This is a genomic window from Puia sp. (genome assembly GCF_035546395.1).
Lineage (GTDB): Bacteria > Bacteroidota > Bacteroidia > Chitinophagales > Chitinophagaceae > Puia.
The window spans coordinates 545,750-563,822 of sequence record NZ_DASZXR010000015.1 but is presented as its reverse complement, the minus strand read 5'-3'; the positions used below and the strand labels follow the sequence as shown (position 1 = coordinate 563,822).

Sequence of the window (18,073 nt, the reverse complement as noted above, 5' to 3'; positions counted from 1 at the left end):
GGCCCGCCCTGTTCGAGGTTCGGTAGGTGGCCTACTCTTTATTTTTCGTGTCGAACAGGATCGTTACCGGTCCGTCGTTCAACAATTCCACTTTCATATCTGCGCCGAATACGCCGGTCCCGATGGGCTTTCCCAGCTGGGCGGTGAGTGTCCGGATGGTTTGCTCGTAAAGCGGGATCGCGATATCGGGTTTACTGGCCCGGATGTACGAGGGGCGGTTGCCTTTCTTTGTGGAGGCATGGAGGGTGAACTGGCTTACGAGCAGGATCTCGCCGCCGGTATCCTTGACCGATAGGTTCATCACCCCTTCAAGGTCGTTGAATATGCGCAGATTGACGAGTTTGCCGCAGAGCCATTCGATATCTTCGGCGGTGTCGGCATCTTCGATACCGAGGAGGACGAGGAGGCCATTGCCGATGGCGGATCTGACTATTCCTTCAATGGTGACTGAGGCATGGGATACGCGCTGGATAACGGCTCGCATTTTTCGGCGGAAGATACTACTTTCCGAAATGGGAACGGGTACTCGCGGAGACCGACGATGATGGCGCCCGCGACCATCAGCAGGAAGATGATCGAGGCCATCCATTGGATCTGGCGGCCGAGGTAGTACGAAAGGGGCCGGAAGAAAAAGCGGATGACATGGCGGCCGGCCGGAACAGAAATCCCGCGAAGCACGTAGTTGGTCCGGATGATCGGGACTTCCTTGTCGTCGATCCAGGCCCGCCAGCCCCGTTTATAGAAGACCTCGCTGAAGACTGCGAACTGACGGTGATTGGATTGAGCCAGATAGCTGGCCTCGTCATTGTCATTCGATACCAGCGTGATCATCGCGGTATCGGTCTTCGTTCTTGCGGTATCGGGCGGGATGACCTTTGCGCTGTCGGCGCTAAAGAGGATGGCCGCGTGTTTCGGGTCGAACCAGGTGAGATCGTCCATTACTTCCTTCGCTGTGGGTTCGAAGCGGATGCTGTCTGCAAACCAAACGGGTCCGAGGTTGTCTTTATTCAGAATAACGGTGTCGCCGCCGCCCCGGACCGCGCGGATGATGTACTTTGCATTCAGCATGTCCAGCACGGGCGAGCAATTGGGATAATTATACAGCTGCCGGTTGATCAGATCTTCATAGATCTTTAGTCTTGCCGCGTGATAACCGCCGATGGATTGATGGAAATAGGCGGTCATCGCGCCATAGGTAAGTGCGTTCGCGACGCTGTCGCGGATGTCGAAGACCCGGTAGTAGCCTTTGTCAGCGAGGATCGTACTGTCTGCCCGGGTGCCGGCAAAGTTGAGTTCATAGGCTTCCCGCTCTTTATAGTTGTCGTCGTTGAGGTATTTCAGATCGATGCTGATGAGGTCGGCAAACGCGAGAACGCCGAGAAGGGCCAGGAAAATGGCCGCCGGAAATTTTTTCCGGATATAGATGGCGATGAGTCCGGCGGCCATCAGAACGATGATGCCGGAGCGAAGGATGCTTTCGGCGAAGAGGTGCCGGCGGTCGGCCTGGAGTCCTTCGATGAAGGACGCCATCATTTTCATTCCCGGCTTACCAAAGGAGCGGGCCTTTATCATCAGCTCGACGTCGTTCGGGCTGGAGTAGTTGAACCGGAAATAGAAAAGGATCAGTATCCCGAAGATGCCTGCGATGAGCAGCAGCCCTTTACCGTATCGGCGCCAGAGCCGTTCCCGATGTTCTGCGGCAGCCAGCTGCTGGAGGGTGAGGGTCGCCATGACACAAAGCAGGAAGGAAGGGACGACGAGGATCATGCTGGGCGCCCGGAACTTGTTGTACATGGGTAGGTATTTCAACAGGAAGCTGTTAAAACCCTGAAAGTAGCCGCCCCAGCTCATGACGATGGTGAGGAGGGTGACGGCGAGGATCCACCATTTGTGCCTGTTATCGAGGAGGAAGAAGCCTGTCAGCGCCAGCAGGATGATCACGGCGCCGATATAGGGAGGTCCGGAAAAGAGCACCCCCACCCCGCCCCAATAATATTTGGGGCCTTCCATTCCAACCTGGTCGGCCAGGGTGCGGGGCATCTTCTGATACACGCGGGTGGCTTGAGACCGGTTGGCGGGAAGCTGGAGGTCGCTGCTGCCGCCATAGATATCCGGGATGAAAAGGACGAAGGGTTCCGTCTTGTACATGCTGAAGTCGAAAGCCGCGTGTTCGCTCAGGCCGTCCTTGGTGTAATTGCTTTTAGCGTCGGCCAGCTCGCTGCCGCCGCGGATAGACTCCTTTGAAGAGTCGTAAGAAGTGAACAGGTTCACCGCATTACTCAGGATGCCGATGAGGGAAGCACCGAGCACGAGCAGGAGGGTGCGGACCAGCAGCCGGCCTTCGCCCCTGCGAAGCCAGGGGATACCATAACCCAGCAGGAGACCGCCGGCGATGATCATCGTATAGTAGACGATCTGTATATGGTTGAACGAGACCATCAGCGCGGTGAAGAGACTGGTCAGGACCATGCCCAACCAGTATTTTCGTTCGCAGATGAGAATGAGCGCGCCAATGACGCCGGGCATGAGGGCGATGGATTGCATCTTTGTATCGTGACCGACGGAGATGATGACGGCGTTGTAAGTGCCATAGGCGTAGGCCAACGCCCCGATAATGGCGACAAAGGGCTTTACCCGGAGCACTCCGGCCAGGAAATAGAAGCAGAGGCAGGCGAGGAAGAAGAAGCTGGCCGGCTTTACCAGGAAGAGGGTGAGCAGGCCGTAGAACAGGTTGGGGATGTTGACCGACTGGGAGTCCATGGCGATCTGGTAGGCGGGCATGCCGCTGAACATGCCGTTGCTCCAAAGTGGGAAATGCCCGTGTTTCTCCTTGTATTTAAAGGAGTTATGAGCCATAGCCTGCCATTGCAGGACATCTTCCTGCTCCAGGACCTTATTCTCGAAGGCGGGACGGCAGTAGACATACGCCACCACGGCGAACACGATGATGGCGATGAAGTGCGGAATGGCGCTTCTTAAGAGATCCTGACTGAATTTTTTCATGAATGATGAAGGGTGCCGGCAAGCAAGGTAATTAGGATATTTGCAAAACGCGGACCATACCGGCCCGCGACGTGCCATGAAGGCGTAAAATAACATGAAGATCGAACTTACAAAAGAAATTATTTTCCGGACGGCCCGGAGCGGCGGCAAGGGTGGGCAGAACGTGAACAAGGTAGAGACCATGGTGGAAGGCTATTTTTCGATCCGGGGTTCGGCCCTGCTCTCGGAGGATGAAAAGGCGGTGCTGGAGCGGAAGCTGGCTTCGCGGATCAACGCGGACGGCTATTTGCGGGTGCGATCGCAGACGCACAGGACGCAGTTGGGGAATAAGGCGGAAGTGATCCGGAAGATGCATGCCCTTATCGAGGCGGGGTTGAAGAAGGAGAAGCGGCGGATTGCCACGAAGCCTTCGAAGGCGTCAAAGGAGCGGCGTATCGGTGAGAAGAAGCGGCAGAGCGAGATAAAGGCCGGGCGGAAGCGGTTTCGGGGAGACGAATAATACGGACCCGGCAGGGCCGGGTTCCAGACTGGGCCACGGGCCCAGTGGCCGAAGGCCAGACAAAAAGAGGGTATCCGCCAGGGGCTAAGTTTTACCTTGAGCCCACTGGCGAATACCAAAAAAAAAAGCAAATCCCGACCTGCCGACGGGATTGCTATTGGTAACCTCACGAGTGTTTAATGGTGCAAATGGTATATGATCAGACGGTGACCGGGGGTAGGGGTTTGCAAATTATTTCAACATTCTTATCTGACAGGTAGCACAAATGTCCGTCCTCCTTTGCAGACCCCCTAGCGAAGAGCTACGTAAAGATCGTGCGTAGTTATACCTATTTTATTCAGGGGGTATTACCTGATACGGCCTATCGCCGGAAGCAGTATATTGTTGCTCAATCAAAAACATCCATTTATGAACAAGTTCCCGAAGTCCCTGCGGCTTATCCCGGGCGCGCTTATCATTGCCGCCGGCTGTTTATTTCTTTCAGGTGTTTCCGGTTGCGGTCCCCATCATGGCGACGGTGGCGGGGATGGAGGGAAGCCCACCATCAACCAGGATACGCTGCGGAATCACGTTATCCCGATCGATCTGGCGATACAGTATACGAAGGCTTTCCGGTCAGTGCTGGACACGAACACCTGGCGTATCGATCCCAAGCAGATCGATTCGCTGAAGCTCGATCGCGCGGAGGAATTCCCGGCGGATATCTTTTACGATCTTCTTGCGCAGGCCAATCCCAAGCAGGGTCAGGCGAAGGGGATCCGCATCTATCTTGGGCGGGATCCCGGCGGTCAGCTGAGGATGGTGCTGGTGCCTGTCGACAGCCTGGGCAACGATATCATCAATCATCTCGTCGATCAGAATGGGACGTCTCTTCCGGGCGGGGCCAAGGCGCTAAAGCTGACAACGGACGGCGGTCAGGGATTCGAGGTAGGCAGCGTATGTCCGACGGCCTGTCCCAATGGTTCCAGCGGGCTTTAACCAGACCGATATGAAGAGCTCCTCCATCCTATTATTTCTTCTTAGCGCATCCGTCTATTTTCCCGTTATTGCGGGACTGGCGCATCTGCACCGAATAAAAAAGGGCGGTTATCAGCCCTTTTTTATTCTGATGCTGTTGGCAGGATTCACCGAACTGATCAACCCATTCGTTCAGGTGATACTGGGGATGCACAATATCCTGGTCATTATCATCTATATGGTTTTTGAATGGCTGCTGATCGCCTGGCAGTTTCGCGAGTGGGGGTTGCTGCGGAACAGAAAGAAGCTGTATTCTATTCTTGTCGCCCTTCCCTGTCTGGTCTGGCTGGTCGAGCGCGTGGTCTTCTGGGATGCGGATTATTTCATGCCGTACTTCCAGGTGCTGTACTGCTTCCTGATCGTGATCTTCAGTGTAAACACCATCAATTTCATGATCACGCACGATTATCGCCAGCTGTTCAAGAATCCCACCTTCCTGATCTGCCTTGCCTTTATCATCTATTTTGTTTATACGATCCTCTTCAACTGGGCGTATCAGACCAGCCGGAGCGGTAAAACAGACACCACCACGTTCATAATAATGCTGCATGGCTACGTAAATGCCCTTACAAATATTATTTTTGCTATTGCGTTGCTTTGCATACCCCCGCCCCAGAAATTTACCCTTAAATAAGGGTGTGGACCGTATTCGGAAATATTTATATCATGGAAGCTAAGGTCCTGAATATCACTCTCTTCGTATCTCTAATCCTGGGGATCATCATCGTTTATTTCTTTGTATCCATCATCCGTTATCACCGGCGGTATGTGAAGCTGCAGCGAGAGAAGATCTTTGCGGAGATCACGATCCGGGAAAATGAGCGAAAGAGGATCGCGGGCGATCTCCATGATAGCCTGGGGCCGCTTTTGTCGGCGGTAAAATTGAACATCAGCAGTGTGGAGGTAGAGTCCGCCGCGGACCGGGAGGTGCTTGAAAAAACGGGGAGATATCTCGATGAGATCATCGGGAGCATGCGCCGGATCAGTCATGATCTGCTGCCCAGCACGCTCGAGCGCAAAGGACTGCTGGAGGCTATCCGAGAATTCCTGTTGCAGGTGAAGAACAAGCAATCGGTGAATATCCAGCTATATGTCGTCAAGGAGATCACGGTTCCGAAAGAAAAGGAGATACATATCTTCAGGATGATCCAGGAGATCGTGCACAATACCATCAAGCACGCGCATGCCCATAATCTGCAGATCGGCTTCAGCGAAGAGGGCGGGCATCTGCTTTGTCTGACAAAAGATGACGGGGAAGGGTTTGATAAGGAAAAGGTGCTTTCGAGCAGTCATGGGTTGGGTCTTCGCAGTCTCGAGAGCCGGTGCGAGATCCTGAACGGGGTGCTGACGCTGGATTCCTCGCCAGGCGGAGGAACGAACTATTTTATTAAGATCCCGGTATGACGAGGGGCATCGGGCATGCCCATGCTCCCGTAAAAAATCCCTAATTTTATCGGGATGAAAAACAGAATCAGCCTGGTCATTGCCGATGACCATGAGATATTTCGGGATGGTCTGGCCCTTATGTTATCCAAACAGGAGGCTGTTACTCTGGCCGGGCAGGCCGGTGATGGGGAGGAGCTTCTCCGGCTGGTGGACGCGACGCGGCCCGATATGGTCCTGACCGATATCAAAATGCCCCGGCTGGATGGGATCGGCGCTGCGAAGCTTATTCTGAAACGGTATCCCGACACAAAGATCATCGCCCTATCGATGTTCGAGGAGGAAGACCTTATCGTGGAGATGCTGGAGGCGGGCGCCAAGGGTTATCTGTTGAAAAACGCCGACAAGCGGGAGATCCTTGAGGCTATTCTGACCGTCAATGAGGGGAATATCTTCTATTGCAAACATACTACGGCGCATCTGGCGTCGTTGATCGTCAAGAGCAAGTTCGACTCGCATAAGAAAGCCGTCGGGCCGCTGTTCACCGACCGCGAGCGCGAGATCATCAGGCTGATCTGCCGGCAGCATACGGCGCAGGAGATCGGGAATCTGTTGTTCCTGAGCAAGCGGACGGTGGAGGGGTACCGGACAAGGATATTGGAGAAGATGGATGTGAAGAATACGGCCGGAGTGGTTATTTTTGCGCTGAAGCACAGCATTATAAAAGAAGAAGAGATCCTTTGAGCAGTATAAAAAAATTAGCGGGAGAGACCGTCTGGTATGGCGCGACTTCTATTTTCGCCAAGTTCTTCGTTCAGCTGCTGACCCCTTACCTGACCGCCAAGTTTCGGGGAACGCCCGAATTCGGCCAGATGAACCTGGTCTATTCTGCCACTCCCTTTATCAGCATCGCGGTGTTATTTGGGCTGGATTATGCCTATTTCCGGTACTTCTCCAAAAAAGAGGTGCGGAGCGACGATCTTTATTCGACCCTGCTGATCTCGCTGATCTGTAGTACTACGGTGATCACGACGCTCCTTGTCCTTTTCCACACGCCGATCGCCCGGGCGCTCGATGTCGGCAATCACCCCTTTTACATCATATTGAGTGCGCTGATCATTGCCTTCGATGCGCTGTCGGCCCTGCCGTTTGCCCGGTTGAGGCTCGAGGGAAGGCCCCGGAAGTATGCATTTGTGCGGGTTTCGGGCATTTTCGTTTATGTCGGGCTGGTATTCTTCTTTTTGTCGGTATGTCCCAGGCTGCTGAAGACGCATCCCAACAGCATTATCGCCCTGATCTATCAGCCCCGGTATGGATATGTGGGGTATGTGCTGTTGGCCAATGTGATCCAGAATGCATTTCAGCTGTTGCTGCTGAGTCCCCTGATCAAGGTAAAGCGATGGGCCTTCAATGTTCCGTTATGGCGGGAATTGATGATCTATGCCCTGCCGCTGACGATTGCGGGCGTAGGCGGGATGATCAACGAGACCTTTGACCGGATCATGCTGGAATGGAGGCTCCCGCATACCAACGACTACGCTACCTATCAGGTAGGGATCTATAGCGCCTGCTACAGGCTTTCCCTGTTGGTTACCGTTTTCGTACAGGCATTCCGGATGGGGGCGGAGCCTTTCTTTTTCCGGCAGAGTTCGGAGGAGTCGGCGCAACGGACCTATGCCCGCGTGATGAAATTCTTTGTGATCCTGGTGTGCGGGATCTTCCTTTTTGTGATGGTGTATCTGGACGTGCTGAAGCTGTTCGTGCAGGACCCGTCCATGTATGTGGGGCTGAAGGTCGTGCCGATCCTGCTTTTTGCCAACATATTCCTGGGTGTTTATTACAACCTCTCCATCTGGTATAAGATCTCCGTCTCCACCCGTCCGGGAGCCTATATTACGCTGATCGGCGCGGGGATCACCCTGATCGTGAATTATGCGTTCATTCCGGCCTTTGGATTTATGGCTTCCGCCTGGGCCACCTTCCTTTGCTATTGCAGCATGATGGTGATCTCATTCGTCTGGGGGCAGAAGGTATATCCGGTGCCCTATGCCTGGAAGAAGCTGATTGCCTATATGGTGATCGTGCTGCTGCTGTATTTCGTTTACCTTGGATTGGCGGCTTTATGGAGCAACCTGGCCTTTCATTTGATTGTGGGCACGGTTTTGCTGGCGGCCTATGGTCTCTTCATCCTCCGGGTGGAACGGAAGGAATTCCGGCGGCTGCCGGTGATCGGGAAGTACCTGGGTGGGCGGCCGCCTGCGGCGGCCTAGTGTGCCTTCAGGAATGGGTTATGTTTCTTCTCCCAGCCGATAGTAGTGGGGTCGCCATGTCCGGGGTAGACGACGGTTTCGTCCGGAAGGGGCCAAAGCTGCCGGCGGATGCTGTCGAGCAGGGTCTTGTGGTCGCCGCCAGGAAGGTCGGTGCGGCCGATGCTTCCGCGGAAAAGGACGTCGCCGCCGATGAGGAAGCCTTCCGCGGCGCAATAGAACCCGAGACTACCTGGGGAGTGCCCCGGGAGGAAAAGGATATCGAGGCGTTGGTCTCCGAGGTGGAGGGGGGTGCCCGGGACAAGAAAGATCAGCTCCCCACGGTAATTTTCGAAAGGCATATCCCATGCCTGACCCCATTCGGGGGCCGCTGCCAGCAGCGCCTCCTCCTTTTCGTGGAGATGGAGGGGTAAGTCCCAGGTCTCGCTGACGAATTTATTCCCAAAAACATGATCGAGGTGACAATGTGTGTTGAGCAGTATCTTTGGGCTTAATCCCTGCTGCTCAATATATTCCTTTAGAGCCGCCCGCTCACCCGGGAAATAACAGCCGGGATCGACGATGCAACAGGCATCCTTTTGATCGGATAACACGTATGTGTTCTCTTGCACGGGATTGAATGCGAATGACTTTACGGTAAGCATAGGCCCCAATTTAATATATAAATCAATTTCACCGGCAGGTTGGATTTAGGTTGGATTGTTATAACTTTAAAACCTTTAAAGGATAGCAGGTATGCAATTTCATCAGTTCAGGTTGAAGTCCCACTATTTTCTTTGGATTTTTATTGGTTTTTTCTTTTTTTCGGGATCGCTCCAGGCCCAGGTGAACACGGTGGAATTCGGTAAAAACCGCCTGCAATTCAAGAAATTCAAATGGCAATACTATCAGACTCCCAATTTCAACACGTATTTTAACCAGGGTGGGCAGGACATCGCGAAATTCGTCCTGCAGCTGGCTGAAAAAGAGCTTCCGGGCATCGAGAAATTTGTGGAATATGGACTGCAACGCCGGGCCAATATCGTCATTTACAACAGTTACAATGACATGGAGCAGTCCAATATCGGGCTCAACCTGGACTGGCAGACGACGGGGGGGATCACCAAGCTGGTGAATAACAAGATGGTGGTGTATTTCAACGGCGACCACAACAATCTCCGCATCCAGATCCGCCAGGGGATTGCCCGTATCCTGGTTGAAAATATCCTTTTCGGGGATGACCTTGGAGAATTCGCGGCCAACCAGGCCCTGCTCGACCTGCCGCAGTGGCTTACGGACGGCTATATCGAGTATGCAGGTGAGAACTGGAATACACTCCTCGACGATCAGCTGAAATCCGCGATGCTTTCCGGGCGGTACAAGAACTTCTACCAGTTTGCCTATGAGCGGCCCAATCTTGCGGGTCATGCCTTCTGGTATTACCTGGCGGACAAGTATAAAAAAGAAAACGTCACCTATTTCCTTTACCTGGCGCGGGTATACCGCAACCTGAATAATGCGTCGATGCGCATTTGCAAGAAGAAATTCAAAGAGGTGCTGAAGGATTTTATGGCCGAGGAAGAGGAGAAATATGAAAAGGATCTCCGGGGCCGGCGCAATTTCCCCAAGGGAACCGTATCGGTGACCGAGGACATCAACGATCACAAGGATTTCTTCCATTTTTCGCCGAATCCCCTGCCGAAGAGCCAGACCTATGCGGTGGTGAAGTACAATCGTGGGAAGTATACGGTGATATTGTATGACAATTACATCAACGAAAAGGTGTTGCTGAAGAACGGGGTGCGGTCGCTGCAGGAGCAGATCAACCCGCATTATCCGCTGCTGGCCTGGGACCCCAAGGGAACGCGGCTGGCCTGCATCTATTGGGACCGGGGTAAGACGAGGCTGTTCGTCTATGATGTTGTCCGGAAATACAAGCCGATCGTTCAGGAGTTGCCTGACTTTCAGCAGGTGCAGGATTTCAAGTATATGCTGAACGATCATACGATGATCATGAGCGCCGTTCGGAACGGGCAGTCGGATATCTACGTTTACGACACCGACAAGCAGACCTACCGGCAGATCACGAACGATGTCTATGACGATCTCGACGCTACCTTCATCGCCTTCCCGGGCAAGACGGGGATCATTTACTCCTCCAACCGGCCTTCTGCCAGGGCGGTCACGAAGGACACCGTATTACCCTCGAACTATCACTACAATATCTTCCTTGTCGACAATTGGAATGACAACGAGGAGAAGCAGATCTCGCAACTGACCTATCTGAAGTACGGCAATGCCCGTTACCCGATGCAGTATAACAGCAACCACTTCACCTTTGTCAGTGACGAGAATGGGATCGCGAACCGGTATGCCGGTTTCTTCCATACGCAGCGCGCCGGTCTGGACACCGTATATAAGATCGGTGACGAACTTCTGCACAACCCGACTCCCGCCGACCTGGATTCCACGCTCAAGGCCTATAACAAGCCGCAGGCCGACACGTCCTATTATGTGTCGTTGTCCAATGATTCGGCGTATGTCTTTCCGATCACCAATTATCAAAGCGGCCTTGCAGAGACCAGGAGTGCGGGGGATAACGGCCAGGTGAGCGAAGTGCGCCAGGAGGGGGATATCAAGTTCCTGTACAAGCTCAAGGTGGATGAAGCCGCACTAAAAAAGCGCAATGTCATCGCACGGATGACGGATTACCGCAAGAAGACGGTGGCCGAGGCGCAGATCGCGGGCGCCAATGTGCTGAGACCCGTTGCACCGCCGAAGAACGACAGTCTTCATCGCCAGCCGAGCAATGATTTCTTTCAAAGCGAGTTCGACCGGTCCAAGGATACGAGCACCAACCGGAGGCCAAACAATACCAATCCTTTTGCGCTGCGCCCCGCGCAGGCGGCGAGACAGGAGGTGCCCATGCTGCAAAAGGCGAAGCTTTTCAATTACAACCTGAAGTTCTCGGTGGACAATTTCACCGCGGGTTTCAACAATGATGTGCTGGTGAGTAAATACCAGCCATTCACCGGGTCGCTGCCGATCAACCTGAGCGGCCAGGATGCGTTCAGCGGCATGCTGAAGGCCTCCATCTTCGATCTGTTCGAAGACATCCGGTTTACCGGCGCCATCCGGCTTCCCTTCTTTGGCAGCGGGTCGAACCAGTCGCCGATCGTCAACACGAACGAACGGGCGACTTTTATTCCCGGCAACTCTTCTTTTTTTGACGGCAGCAGCGAATATTTCCTTCGGGTGGACTACCTGAAGCACCTGTTCGATTACTCCCTGATCTATTATCGCGAAACCCAGACGGGGAATTATATCGATCCGGACCTCGGGACGGCGTATCCCTATGATTCGAAGGCCTATACGAACCTGTGGCAGGGTGTGCTCAAGTATCCTTTCGACAAGGTGAGGAGTCTCCGCCTTTCGGTGGGCTACCGGATGGACAAGGTGATCGTGCGGCCGGATATCACCGGGTTCCCGCCGCTGAACGTTATCGACTCCGTGGGACTGAAGGCCCCGCCGCAGGACAAGCAGAACTACGGGCTTGTGCACCTGGAGTATGTCTATGACAACACCCTGCTGAAGGCTACCGATATCTGGAACGGGTTGCGGTATAAGGTCTATATGGACTGGAATACGCAGTTGAACAGCGCCTCCGGTGCAGGCAGGTACACCTACAATTTCGGCTTTGATGCAAGGCATTACCTGCCCATTTATCGCAACTTTATCTGGGCCGTGCGGGCGGCCGGGGACTTCTCCTGGGGGAATAAGAAGATCGTCTACTATCTGGGCGGAACGGATGGATGGCTGTTCCCGAAGGCCAATCAGCAACCTCAGCCGGTGGACCCGAGCTATGCGTTCCAGTCGCTGGCGGTAAATCTGCGCGGCTTCAACCAGAATCTGACCAATGGGAATAACGCCTTTGTGATCAACAGCGAGCTGCGTCTGCCCATTTTCACGACCTTGTTCAACAAGCCTATCAATAATGCTTTCCTGCGTAACCTCTCGCTTGTCCAGTTCTTCGACCTGGGGACGGCCTGGAACGGAAAGTATAATGGGCTAAAGAGACCAACCATACCCTATCCGAGCGATCAATACGGCGGACTTACCGTATTTGTCAAAGCGGGGGGTCTCGGACCTTTTGCCGGTGGATACGGTTTTGGGGTGAGAAGCACGCTGCTGGGTTATTTCCTGCGGTTCGACGCAGGATGGGAAATGAACACGTTCTTCCAGCAGAAGCCGGTGTTGAATGTGTCGATGGGCGTAGATTTCTAAGCCGGCTCAACTATTTCGGGCCCTGTAGCTACATAGCGCTGCAGGGCCTCGTCTTTTGCGATGGGGCCCATGGCGAAGAGAAAGATCGCTACGCCGATCAGTGCGGAGATGCCAAATCCAAAGAAGAGTGTATTGTAGGCCATCGTATAGCCATGCGTTACCGACAACGATTTCAGGGTGATGCCCGAGGCCGATTGGAAGATGGCGCCGCCGAGGCCATTACCGATACAGGCCAGTCCCCAGGCCGAGGCCGTGGCGCTTTTTGGAACGACGTCGGCGGGAAGGGCGAGGCCGTTTGCCGTGTAGGAGGTATAACCAAATCCAACCATGCCGAATACGATCAACGCCGAGACGGGCGAGTGGATGAGGAAGGGGCCAGCCAGCAGAGAGACGCACATGATGCTTGCCGAGAGGACCATCGACAGTTTTCGCGCCTGTGGGACCGGCATTCCCCGCCGGATAATATGTTGGGTGAAGTAGCCACCGATGATGTTGCCGATGTCGGCAATAAGAAAGGGAAGGACGGCATACCAGCCGATCTTTTTCAGATCCCAGTGAAATACGTCGACGAGGTAGCGGCCGAGCCAGAAGGTGACGAAGTACCAGACTGGTTCGAGGAAGATCTTTGCCAGCAGGAAGGTGGAGACGAAGCGCGTGCGAAGAAGTGTCAGGGGTGGAATACGCCGCTCCTGGGGTTTTTCGGTAGTGGCGGAGGCCGGCGTATAATAGATCAGCCGGTAGGCGATCACCCAGATATAACCAAAGATGCTCAGGATGACGAAGGTGGACTGCCAGCCATATCGGGAACCGATAAAGGCTACCAGCGGCGGCACGATGATCGCGCCGAGGGCCGATCCGCTGTTGAAGATACCGGAGGCGGTGGATCGTTCGTGCGGACGGAACCATTCGCTGGTGAGCTTTAGCCCGGCGGGCCAGTTGCCCGCTTCGCCGATACCCAGGAAGAAACGGCAGATGCCGAATTGCAGCGGGGTGCGGGCGAAGGCGTGGAAGAGTCCCGCGGTGGTCCAGAACAGCATACAGCATATATATCCCAGTCTCGCGCCGAGCCTGTCGATGACGTAGCCGGAGAATACGTTGGAGATCATGTAGGCGATAAAAAAGGCGGTGCCCAGGTAGCCGAAGACATCGTCGGGGATGAGATCGCGCAGGTGTCCGTCCGCGCTGAGATAGTTAAAGGCGAGGCGATGGACATAGTTCAGGACCGTTGCCAGGAAAGCCAGGCTGATCATTACCCAACGCATCCTGGACCTCATAGCACGCCCGGTTTTATCAGGGTTTGGGGTTGCGGGTGTTTTTCCAATGGGTTGTGCAACGGGCGGCCCATGCCCTTCCATTCGATCTCCATCACGTCTCCCGGCTGTAAGGGAAATCCTTTGCTGAAGCTGAAGGCGTCTGCGCCGAAGAAATGAATATGCGCCTGGAAGGGGATGCGATGACCGGGATATTTGAAATGATGATGCTCGAGGTTCTCGAGGCTGTGCGCCATATTCTTTGCGCCGGTGTGGATGGGGCTCGTCCAGATTAATTCCTGCTTTCGCCGGATGCCGACCGTCCCGTCGATACCGGCGAATTCGCCGCCGATGACCAGTTCGGGGCCGATAGCGCAGGTGCGAAGCTTGGAAGGAGCCAGGTAGAGATAGTTCTGCTTTTCCATGAGATGGTCGGAGAATTCATTTGCGGTGGTAAGGCCGATGCGCCAGGGATTGCCGGTCGCGTCGACGATATAGACCCCCGCGATCTCCGGTTCTTCGCCGCCGTCCTCTCCAAATGAGGGTATCTCCAGTGGCCGGCCATGCGCCCTAATCGAATGGCCTGTCCCTTTGTAGAACCATTCCGGCTGCGTGCCGATGGAGCCCGGTTTTGGCGAGCCGCCTTCCACGCCCCATTGGTACATGCGAAGGCTATCCGTAGGCGGGCTGGTGAGGGCTGGGGCCGCCTGGTGCATCATCTGGCGGCCCAGCGCGCTGTTTTTATGCGTAAGGCCGGTGCCCGAGACAATGCAGGCGGCAGGGTTTTCGGGATGATCGAAGGAAGGCAGCAGCTGCCATTCTGCTGTTCCGGCATAGATGGGGTCGTAGTCGAGGAGCCGCTGGGAAGCAAGCGTTGTGATAAGCTGGACCAGCGAGACGTTATTAGTGATCGCCTGCAATGCCAGTTGGTATACCGATGAGGGGCCGTCGAGCAGCCGGAGTTTGGGTTCTTCGACAAGGGCCACCCGGCGTTGGAGCGTGGGGTGGAACAATTGGACGAGTCGGATGGATTTGGACATAGCAATACGTTTTATTGGCTGACCCAGCCGCCGTCGATGGAAATACAGGCCCCAGTCATGAAGCTCGAGGCCGGGCTTGCGAGATAGAGGGCGATGCCGGCGATCTCATCGAGCTCTCCCCAGCGGCCCAAGGGGATGCGGGAGATGAAGGATTGATATTTGACGGGATCATTCAAAAGCGGCAGGTTCATTTCCGTACCGAAGGGACCGGGGAGAAGGGCGTTTACGTTGATGCAGTCAGGTGCGAGCTCGATGGCCAGCGCCCGCGTCAGCTGGATCACTGCGCCCTTGCTGGTCGTGTAGGGGGTCCGTTCGGGGATCGCCGTGATGGATAACATCGAGCCGAGATTGATGATGCGGCCATAGCGTTGTTGCTTCATCAGGGGAACGACGGCCCGGGAGGCGAGCCAGGAGCCGGTAACATTCACCTGCTGCACCTTGTTAAAGTCATCCAGCGAGAGCTTTTCGATGGGTCCCCGAATGTTGATTCCCGCCGAGTTGATGAGGATATCGATCCGGCCCAGTTGAGCGGCAACGGACTCAACACCGGTGGCCACGCTTTTCTCGTCGCAGACGTCCATGGCGACCGTGATGCAGCGGGACTCCGTCGTCTGCTGGATGGTCTCCTGCGCTTCCTTGTTCTTTTGGTCGTCGCGGGCGGCGATGGCGATGCCGGCGCCTGCTTCCGCGAGGGCCTTTGCCATGGAAAGGCCGAGGCCGCGATTGCCGCCTACTATCAGCGCCGTCTTTCCGTGCAGATCGAATTGGTGGAGGATGCTCATGGGTGCTATTCGATGATGGTGAAATGTTCGGGATCTTTTTTCAGGGTCAGGCCTACGCCGGGGAGGCGGTCGTCGAGCTGTAATTTTCCCTTATGGGCAACGGCCTCGCCGTCAAAAATGTACCAGAACATCTCGTTGCCGACCTCGATCCCCGTCTTTGGAAAATACTCGGCCATGGGTGAGGCAAAGCTGCTCATTACGACATGGAGATTGTGCATCTGGCCGCCATGAGGAATGACCTCGACCCCGTGTTGGTAAGCCAGGGTGCAGATCTTCTGCGCTTCCGTGAAGCCGCCGACACGATTGGTGTCGAACTGAAAAATGTCGAGGGCGTCCGCCTGGATCAGATCGTAAAACCCAAACCGGGTGTACTCATGTTCGCCGCCTGAGAGCGGGATATCCGTATATTGTTTCAGTCTTGCAAAGTTGTGGATCTCGTCGGGGAGGAGCAGCTCTTCCGCCCAGCGAAGGTTATAGGGCTCCAGCGCTTTGAGCAGTTGTTTCGCGTAGGGGAAGTCGAAGCCCATGTAAGCTTCGAGCATGATATCGACGTCATCGCCGACCGTTTCGCGGACGAGCCGGACCATCTCCACGTTCTTTTTCATCCCGGCCTTCCCCTCCGTCAGCGGGTAACCGCAGCGGAGCTTCATTCCCGTGAAACCTTCAGCCTTGTATTGGGCCGCCTCCTTTTGGAGGCTGTCGAGATTGCGGGTGTAAAGACGGCTGTAGTAGGTGTCGATATGTTCCTTTGTTCTTCCGCCGAGCAGCATGAACACCGGCTGGTTGGTCGCGAGGCCCTTGATATCCCAGAGGGCGATATCGACGGCGCTGATGGCGGCCAGGACGGCGCCCTTGCGGCCGAAGGCAACCGTGCTGCGGTACATCTTCTCATAGAGATATTCCGTGTTGAGCGGGTTCTCGCCGACGAGAAGGGATCTTAGTTTGCTATCGATGATGGCTTTTGTGATGTCCGGGCAGAGGCCTGCGTTGCCGATGCCGGTATAGCCTTCGTCCGTCGTGATCTCGACGACCAGCCAGCTAAAGAACCGGTAAGCCGCCTGCGCATCCTTTTGGAAGGGCAGACGGCTTACGGGCGTGGCGAAGATGGTGTCACCGGTGGTGACAGGTCCTGTCCACTGATATAGTTTTGTTCTTACCGCCGTTATTTTCATTTATGGGATTATGGGTATTGAATTTACCCTCATCCCTAAAGATACGAAACGCGAATATTAACCGGTTGTGGTCATTTTTTCCCATTTTATCTTCCGGGAGAAATACATGACGATCGCCAGGGTAATAAAGAGCCCGATGCTGCCCATCAGCAGTGCATAGTCCTGCAGCTGGATCAGGGTAAATACAAACCCATATTGCACGACCAGCAGGAAGGTGATGAAGAGCGACATGCGGCCGGAGCGCAGGAGGCTGCCGATATACCAGGCGATGAGACCGATCGTCGCGACTGCCGCGATAGCATAGGCGCCGTTGAACCCGAGATATTCGGAGAGTGAAAGCAACAGCGTATAGAAGATGCAGAGTGCCAAGCCGACCAATGCATATTGTATCAAATGGATCTGGCGATCGTAGACCCATTCGATGAGCAAAAAGGCGGTGAATGTGAGCAGGATGATGAGGATCGCATATTTGACGCTGCGGGTGGTCTGTTGGTAGACATCGACCGGCACGATGAGGCTGACGCCAAAGGCGGCTTCCTCGAGGTTGTAGTTGCCCTCCTTCCATTGTTGCGGGAACTTGCGGTTGAGCGACAGCATTTTCCAGTTGGCGACGAAGCCGCTGTCCTTTACGGTGCGGATGTCCGGGAGGGCTGCGCCGGTGAAACTTGGGTCGGGCCAGGGTGAGGTCGCCTGTGCGTTGGTTTCGCGGCCGGTGGGAACGAAAGAGAGATTCACCGATCCTTTTAGTTTCACTTTGGCCGAGAACTTCAGGTTTTCCTTTGTAGCCGACGGCAGCCAGTCGGGCAGGGGCGCGGCGAGGGCCGTTTTGAATTGATCGGTGGGCCGGCGCGCGGGGACGAGGGTCAGATCCGCGTTTGATGAGGCGCCCTCCAGGTGGAGCCTCACGTCTTCCCTAATACCCTGGAGGTCGCTGATGTCGAAGAAGACCGTGGCCTCTTTCCAGAGCATATTGGCCGGGGAGAGATTCAGCTCGTCGAGATGGAGGCTGTCGAAGTCGCTGTGGATATCCAGTTCCGTCGTATAGACGACGACCTGGTAGATGCCGCGGTAGCGTCTTTCCGGGACCAGGTGGGTTTGGATATCCAGTTTCGCGGGCAGAAAATAGGCCCAGCGTTTTACTTCCACCTTGTTCCCGTTATCGGTACCGGTCTCCAGGTAAGGGATGCCGATAACCGGACCGGTAACGGTTTGGGGTGCGGCCCACCGGGAGTTGATCTCTGCGACGGCCTGTTGCTGGCGTTGTTGCCGTTCGGAGACGAGTTGCTGAATAAAAGTTGTAGGGATCAGCATCAGCAGGATCATGACGCCGATGAGTCCTACCTTGAAGAACATGCGGAAGGTGTTCCAGAAGCTGGATTTGATTTCCATGCTTGTTT

Annotated in this window: 15 protein-coding genes; 7 read left to right on the top strand and 8 right to left on the bottom strand. The window is 54.9% G+C overall.

The features are described from left to right. Positions 1 to 31 precede the first annotated feature (31 nt). Both dtd and VHE34_RS20445 read right to left on the bottom strand, forming a co-directional pair. Entirely contained in the window at positions 32 to 484 is a 453-nt protein-coding gene (gene dtd / locus VHE34_RS20450) for a D-aminoacyl-tRNA deacylase (protein ID WP_325591183.1), read from the bottom strand. Continuing rightward, positions 430 to 3,003 (bottom strand): YfhO family protein, encoded by a 2,574-nt coding sequence (locus VHE34_RS20445; RefSeq protein WP_325591179.1) that lies wholly within the window; start codon positions 3,001 to 3,003, stop codon positions 430 to 432. Before VHE34_RS20445 ends, dtd begins: the two co-directional genes overlap by 55 nt. 94 nt (positions 3,004 to 3,097) lie before the next feature. Here VHE34_RS20445 and arfB point away from each other — a divergent pair, with 94 nt between their 5' ends. The 6 genes from arfB (at position 3,098) to VHE34_RS20415 (ending at position 8,172) form a co-directional block, all read left to right on the top strand. Then, positions 3,098 to 3,502, top strand: a complete 405-nt coding sequence (arfB, locus tag VHE34_RS20440) for an alternative ribosome rescue aminoacyl-tRNA hydrolase ArfB (RefSeq protein WP_325591177.1) — start codon at positions 3,098 to 3,100, stop codon at positions 3,500 to 3,502. A gap of 408 nt (positions 3,503 to 3,910) precedes the next feature. After that, positions 3,911 to 4,480, top strand: a complete 570-nt coding sequence (locus VHE34_RS20435; protein ID WP_325591175.1) for a hypothetical protein — start codon at positions 3,911 to 3,913, stop codon at positions 4,478 to 4,480. A 10-nt stretch (positions 4,481 to 4,490) separates the two neighbouring features. Further along, the gene (locus VHE34_RS20430; protein WP_325591173.1) at positions 4,491 to 5,153 is read left to right on the top strand and encodes a hypothetical protein; all 663 of its coding nucleotides are present in this window, start codon (positions 4,491 to 4,493) and stop codon (positions 5,151 to 5,153) included. Positions 5,154 to 5,185: 32 nt separating this feature from the next. Then, a complete protein-coding gene (locus VHE34_RS20425) occupies positions 5,186 to 5,923 on the top strand; it encodes a sensor histidine kinase (RefSeq protein WP_325591171.1) in 738 nt (245 codons plus the stop codon). A gap of 54 nt (positions 5,924 to 5,977) precedes the next feature. Next, a complete protein-coding gene (locus VHE34_RS20420; RefSeq protein WP_325591169.1) occupies positions 5,978 to 6,646 on the top strand; it encodes a response regulator transcription factor in 669 nt (222 codons plus the stop codon). Next, the gene (locus VHE34_RS20415) at positions 6,643 to 8,172 is read left to right on the top strand and encodes an oligosaccharide flippase family protein (protein ID WP_325591166.1); all 1,530 of its coding nucleotides are present in this window, start codon (positions 6,643 to 6,645) and stop codon (positions 8,170 to 8,172) included. Before VHE34_RS20420 ends, VHE34_RS20415 begins: the two co-directional genes overlap by 4 nt. Here VHE34_RS20415 and VHE34_RS20410 read toward each other — a convergent pair. Continuing rightward, on the bottom strand, positions 8,169 to 8,813 hold the full coding sequence (locus VHE34_RS20410) for an MBL fold metallo-hydrolase (protein ID WP_325591163.1): 645 nt from the start codon (positions 8,811 to 8,813) through the stop codon (positions 8,169 to 8,171). The two genes, VHE34_RS20415 and VHE34_RS20410, sit on opposite strands and share 4 nt — an antisense overlap. 91 nt (positions 8,814 to 8,904) lie before the next feature. Between VHE34_RS20410 and VHE34_RS20405 the strand changes: the two genes are divergently transcribed. Continuing rightward, positions 8,905 to 12,432, top strand: a complete 3,528-nt coding sequence (locus VHE34_RS20405) for a hypothetical protein (RefSeq protein WP_325591160.1) — start codon at positions 8,905 to 8,907, stop codon at positions 12,430 to 12,432. Here VHE34_RS20405 and VHE34_RS20400 read toward each other — a convergent pair. From VHE34_RS20400 to creD, 5 genes are read right to left on the bottom strand one after another with little or no spacing between them, the layout of a single operon-like run. Next, entirely contained in the window at positions 12,429 to 13,706 is a 1,278-nt protein-coding gene (locus VHE34_RS20400) for an MFS transporter (RefSeq protein ID WP_325591158.1), read from the bottom strand. The two genes, VHE34_RS20405 and VHE34_RS20400, sit on opposite strands and share 4 nt — an antisense overlap. Beyond that, the gene (gene araD1 / locus VHE34_RS20395; RefSeq protein WP_325591156.1) at positions 13,703 to 14,722 is read right to left on the bottom strand and encodes an AraD1 family protein; all 1,020 of its coding nucleotides are present in this window, start codon (positions 14,720 to 14,722) and stop codon (positions 13,703 to 13,705) included. The genes VHE34_RS20400 and araD1 overlap by 4 nt, the downstream gene beginning before the upstream one ends. Positions 14,723 to 14,733: 11 nt before the next feature. Continuing rightward, positions 14,734 to 15,504 carry a glucose 1-dehydrogenase gene (locus VHE34_RS20390; RefSeq protein ID WP_325591152.1) on the bottom strand — a complete coding sequence of 257 codons (771 nt, stop codon included), beginning with the start codon at positions 15,502 to 15,504 and terminating at the stop codon, positions 14,734 to 14,736. Between the two features lie 5 nt (positions 15,505 to 15,509). Then, positions 15,510 to 16,676 carry an enolase C-terminal domain-like protein gene (locus VHE34_RS20385; RefSeq protein WP_325591150.1) on the bottom strand — a complete coding sequence of 389 codons (1,167 nt, stop codon included), beginning with the start codon at positions 16,674 to 16,676 and terminating at the stop codon, positions 15,510 to 15,512. Between the two features lie 57 nt (positions 16,677 to 16,733). Continuing rightward, positions 16,734 to 18,065, bottom strand: a complete 1,332-nt coding sequence (gene creD / locus VHE34_RS20380; protein WP_325591147.1) for a cell envelope integrity protein CreD — start codon at positions 18,063 to 18,065, stop codon at positions 16,734 to 16,736. Between the last annotated feature and the right edge of the window lie 8 nt (positions 18,066 to 18,073).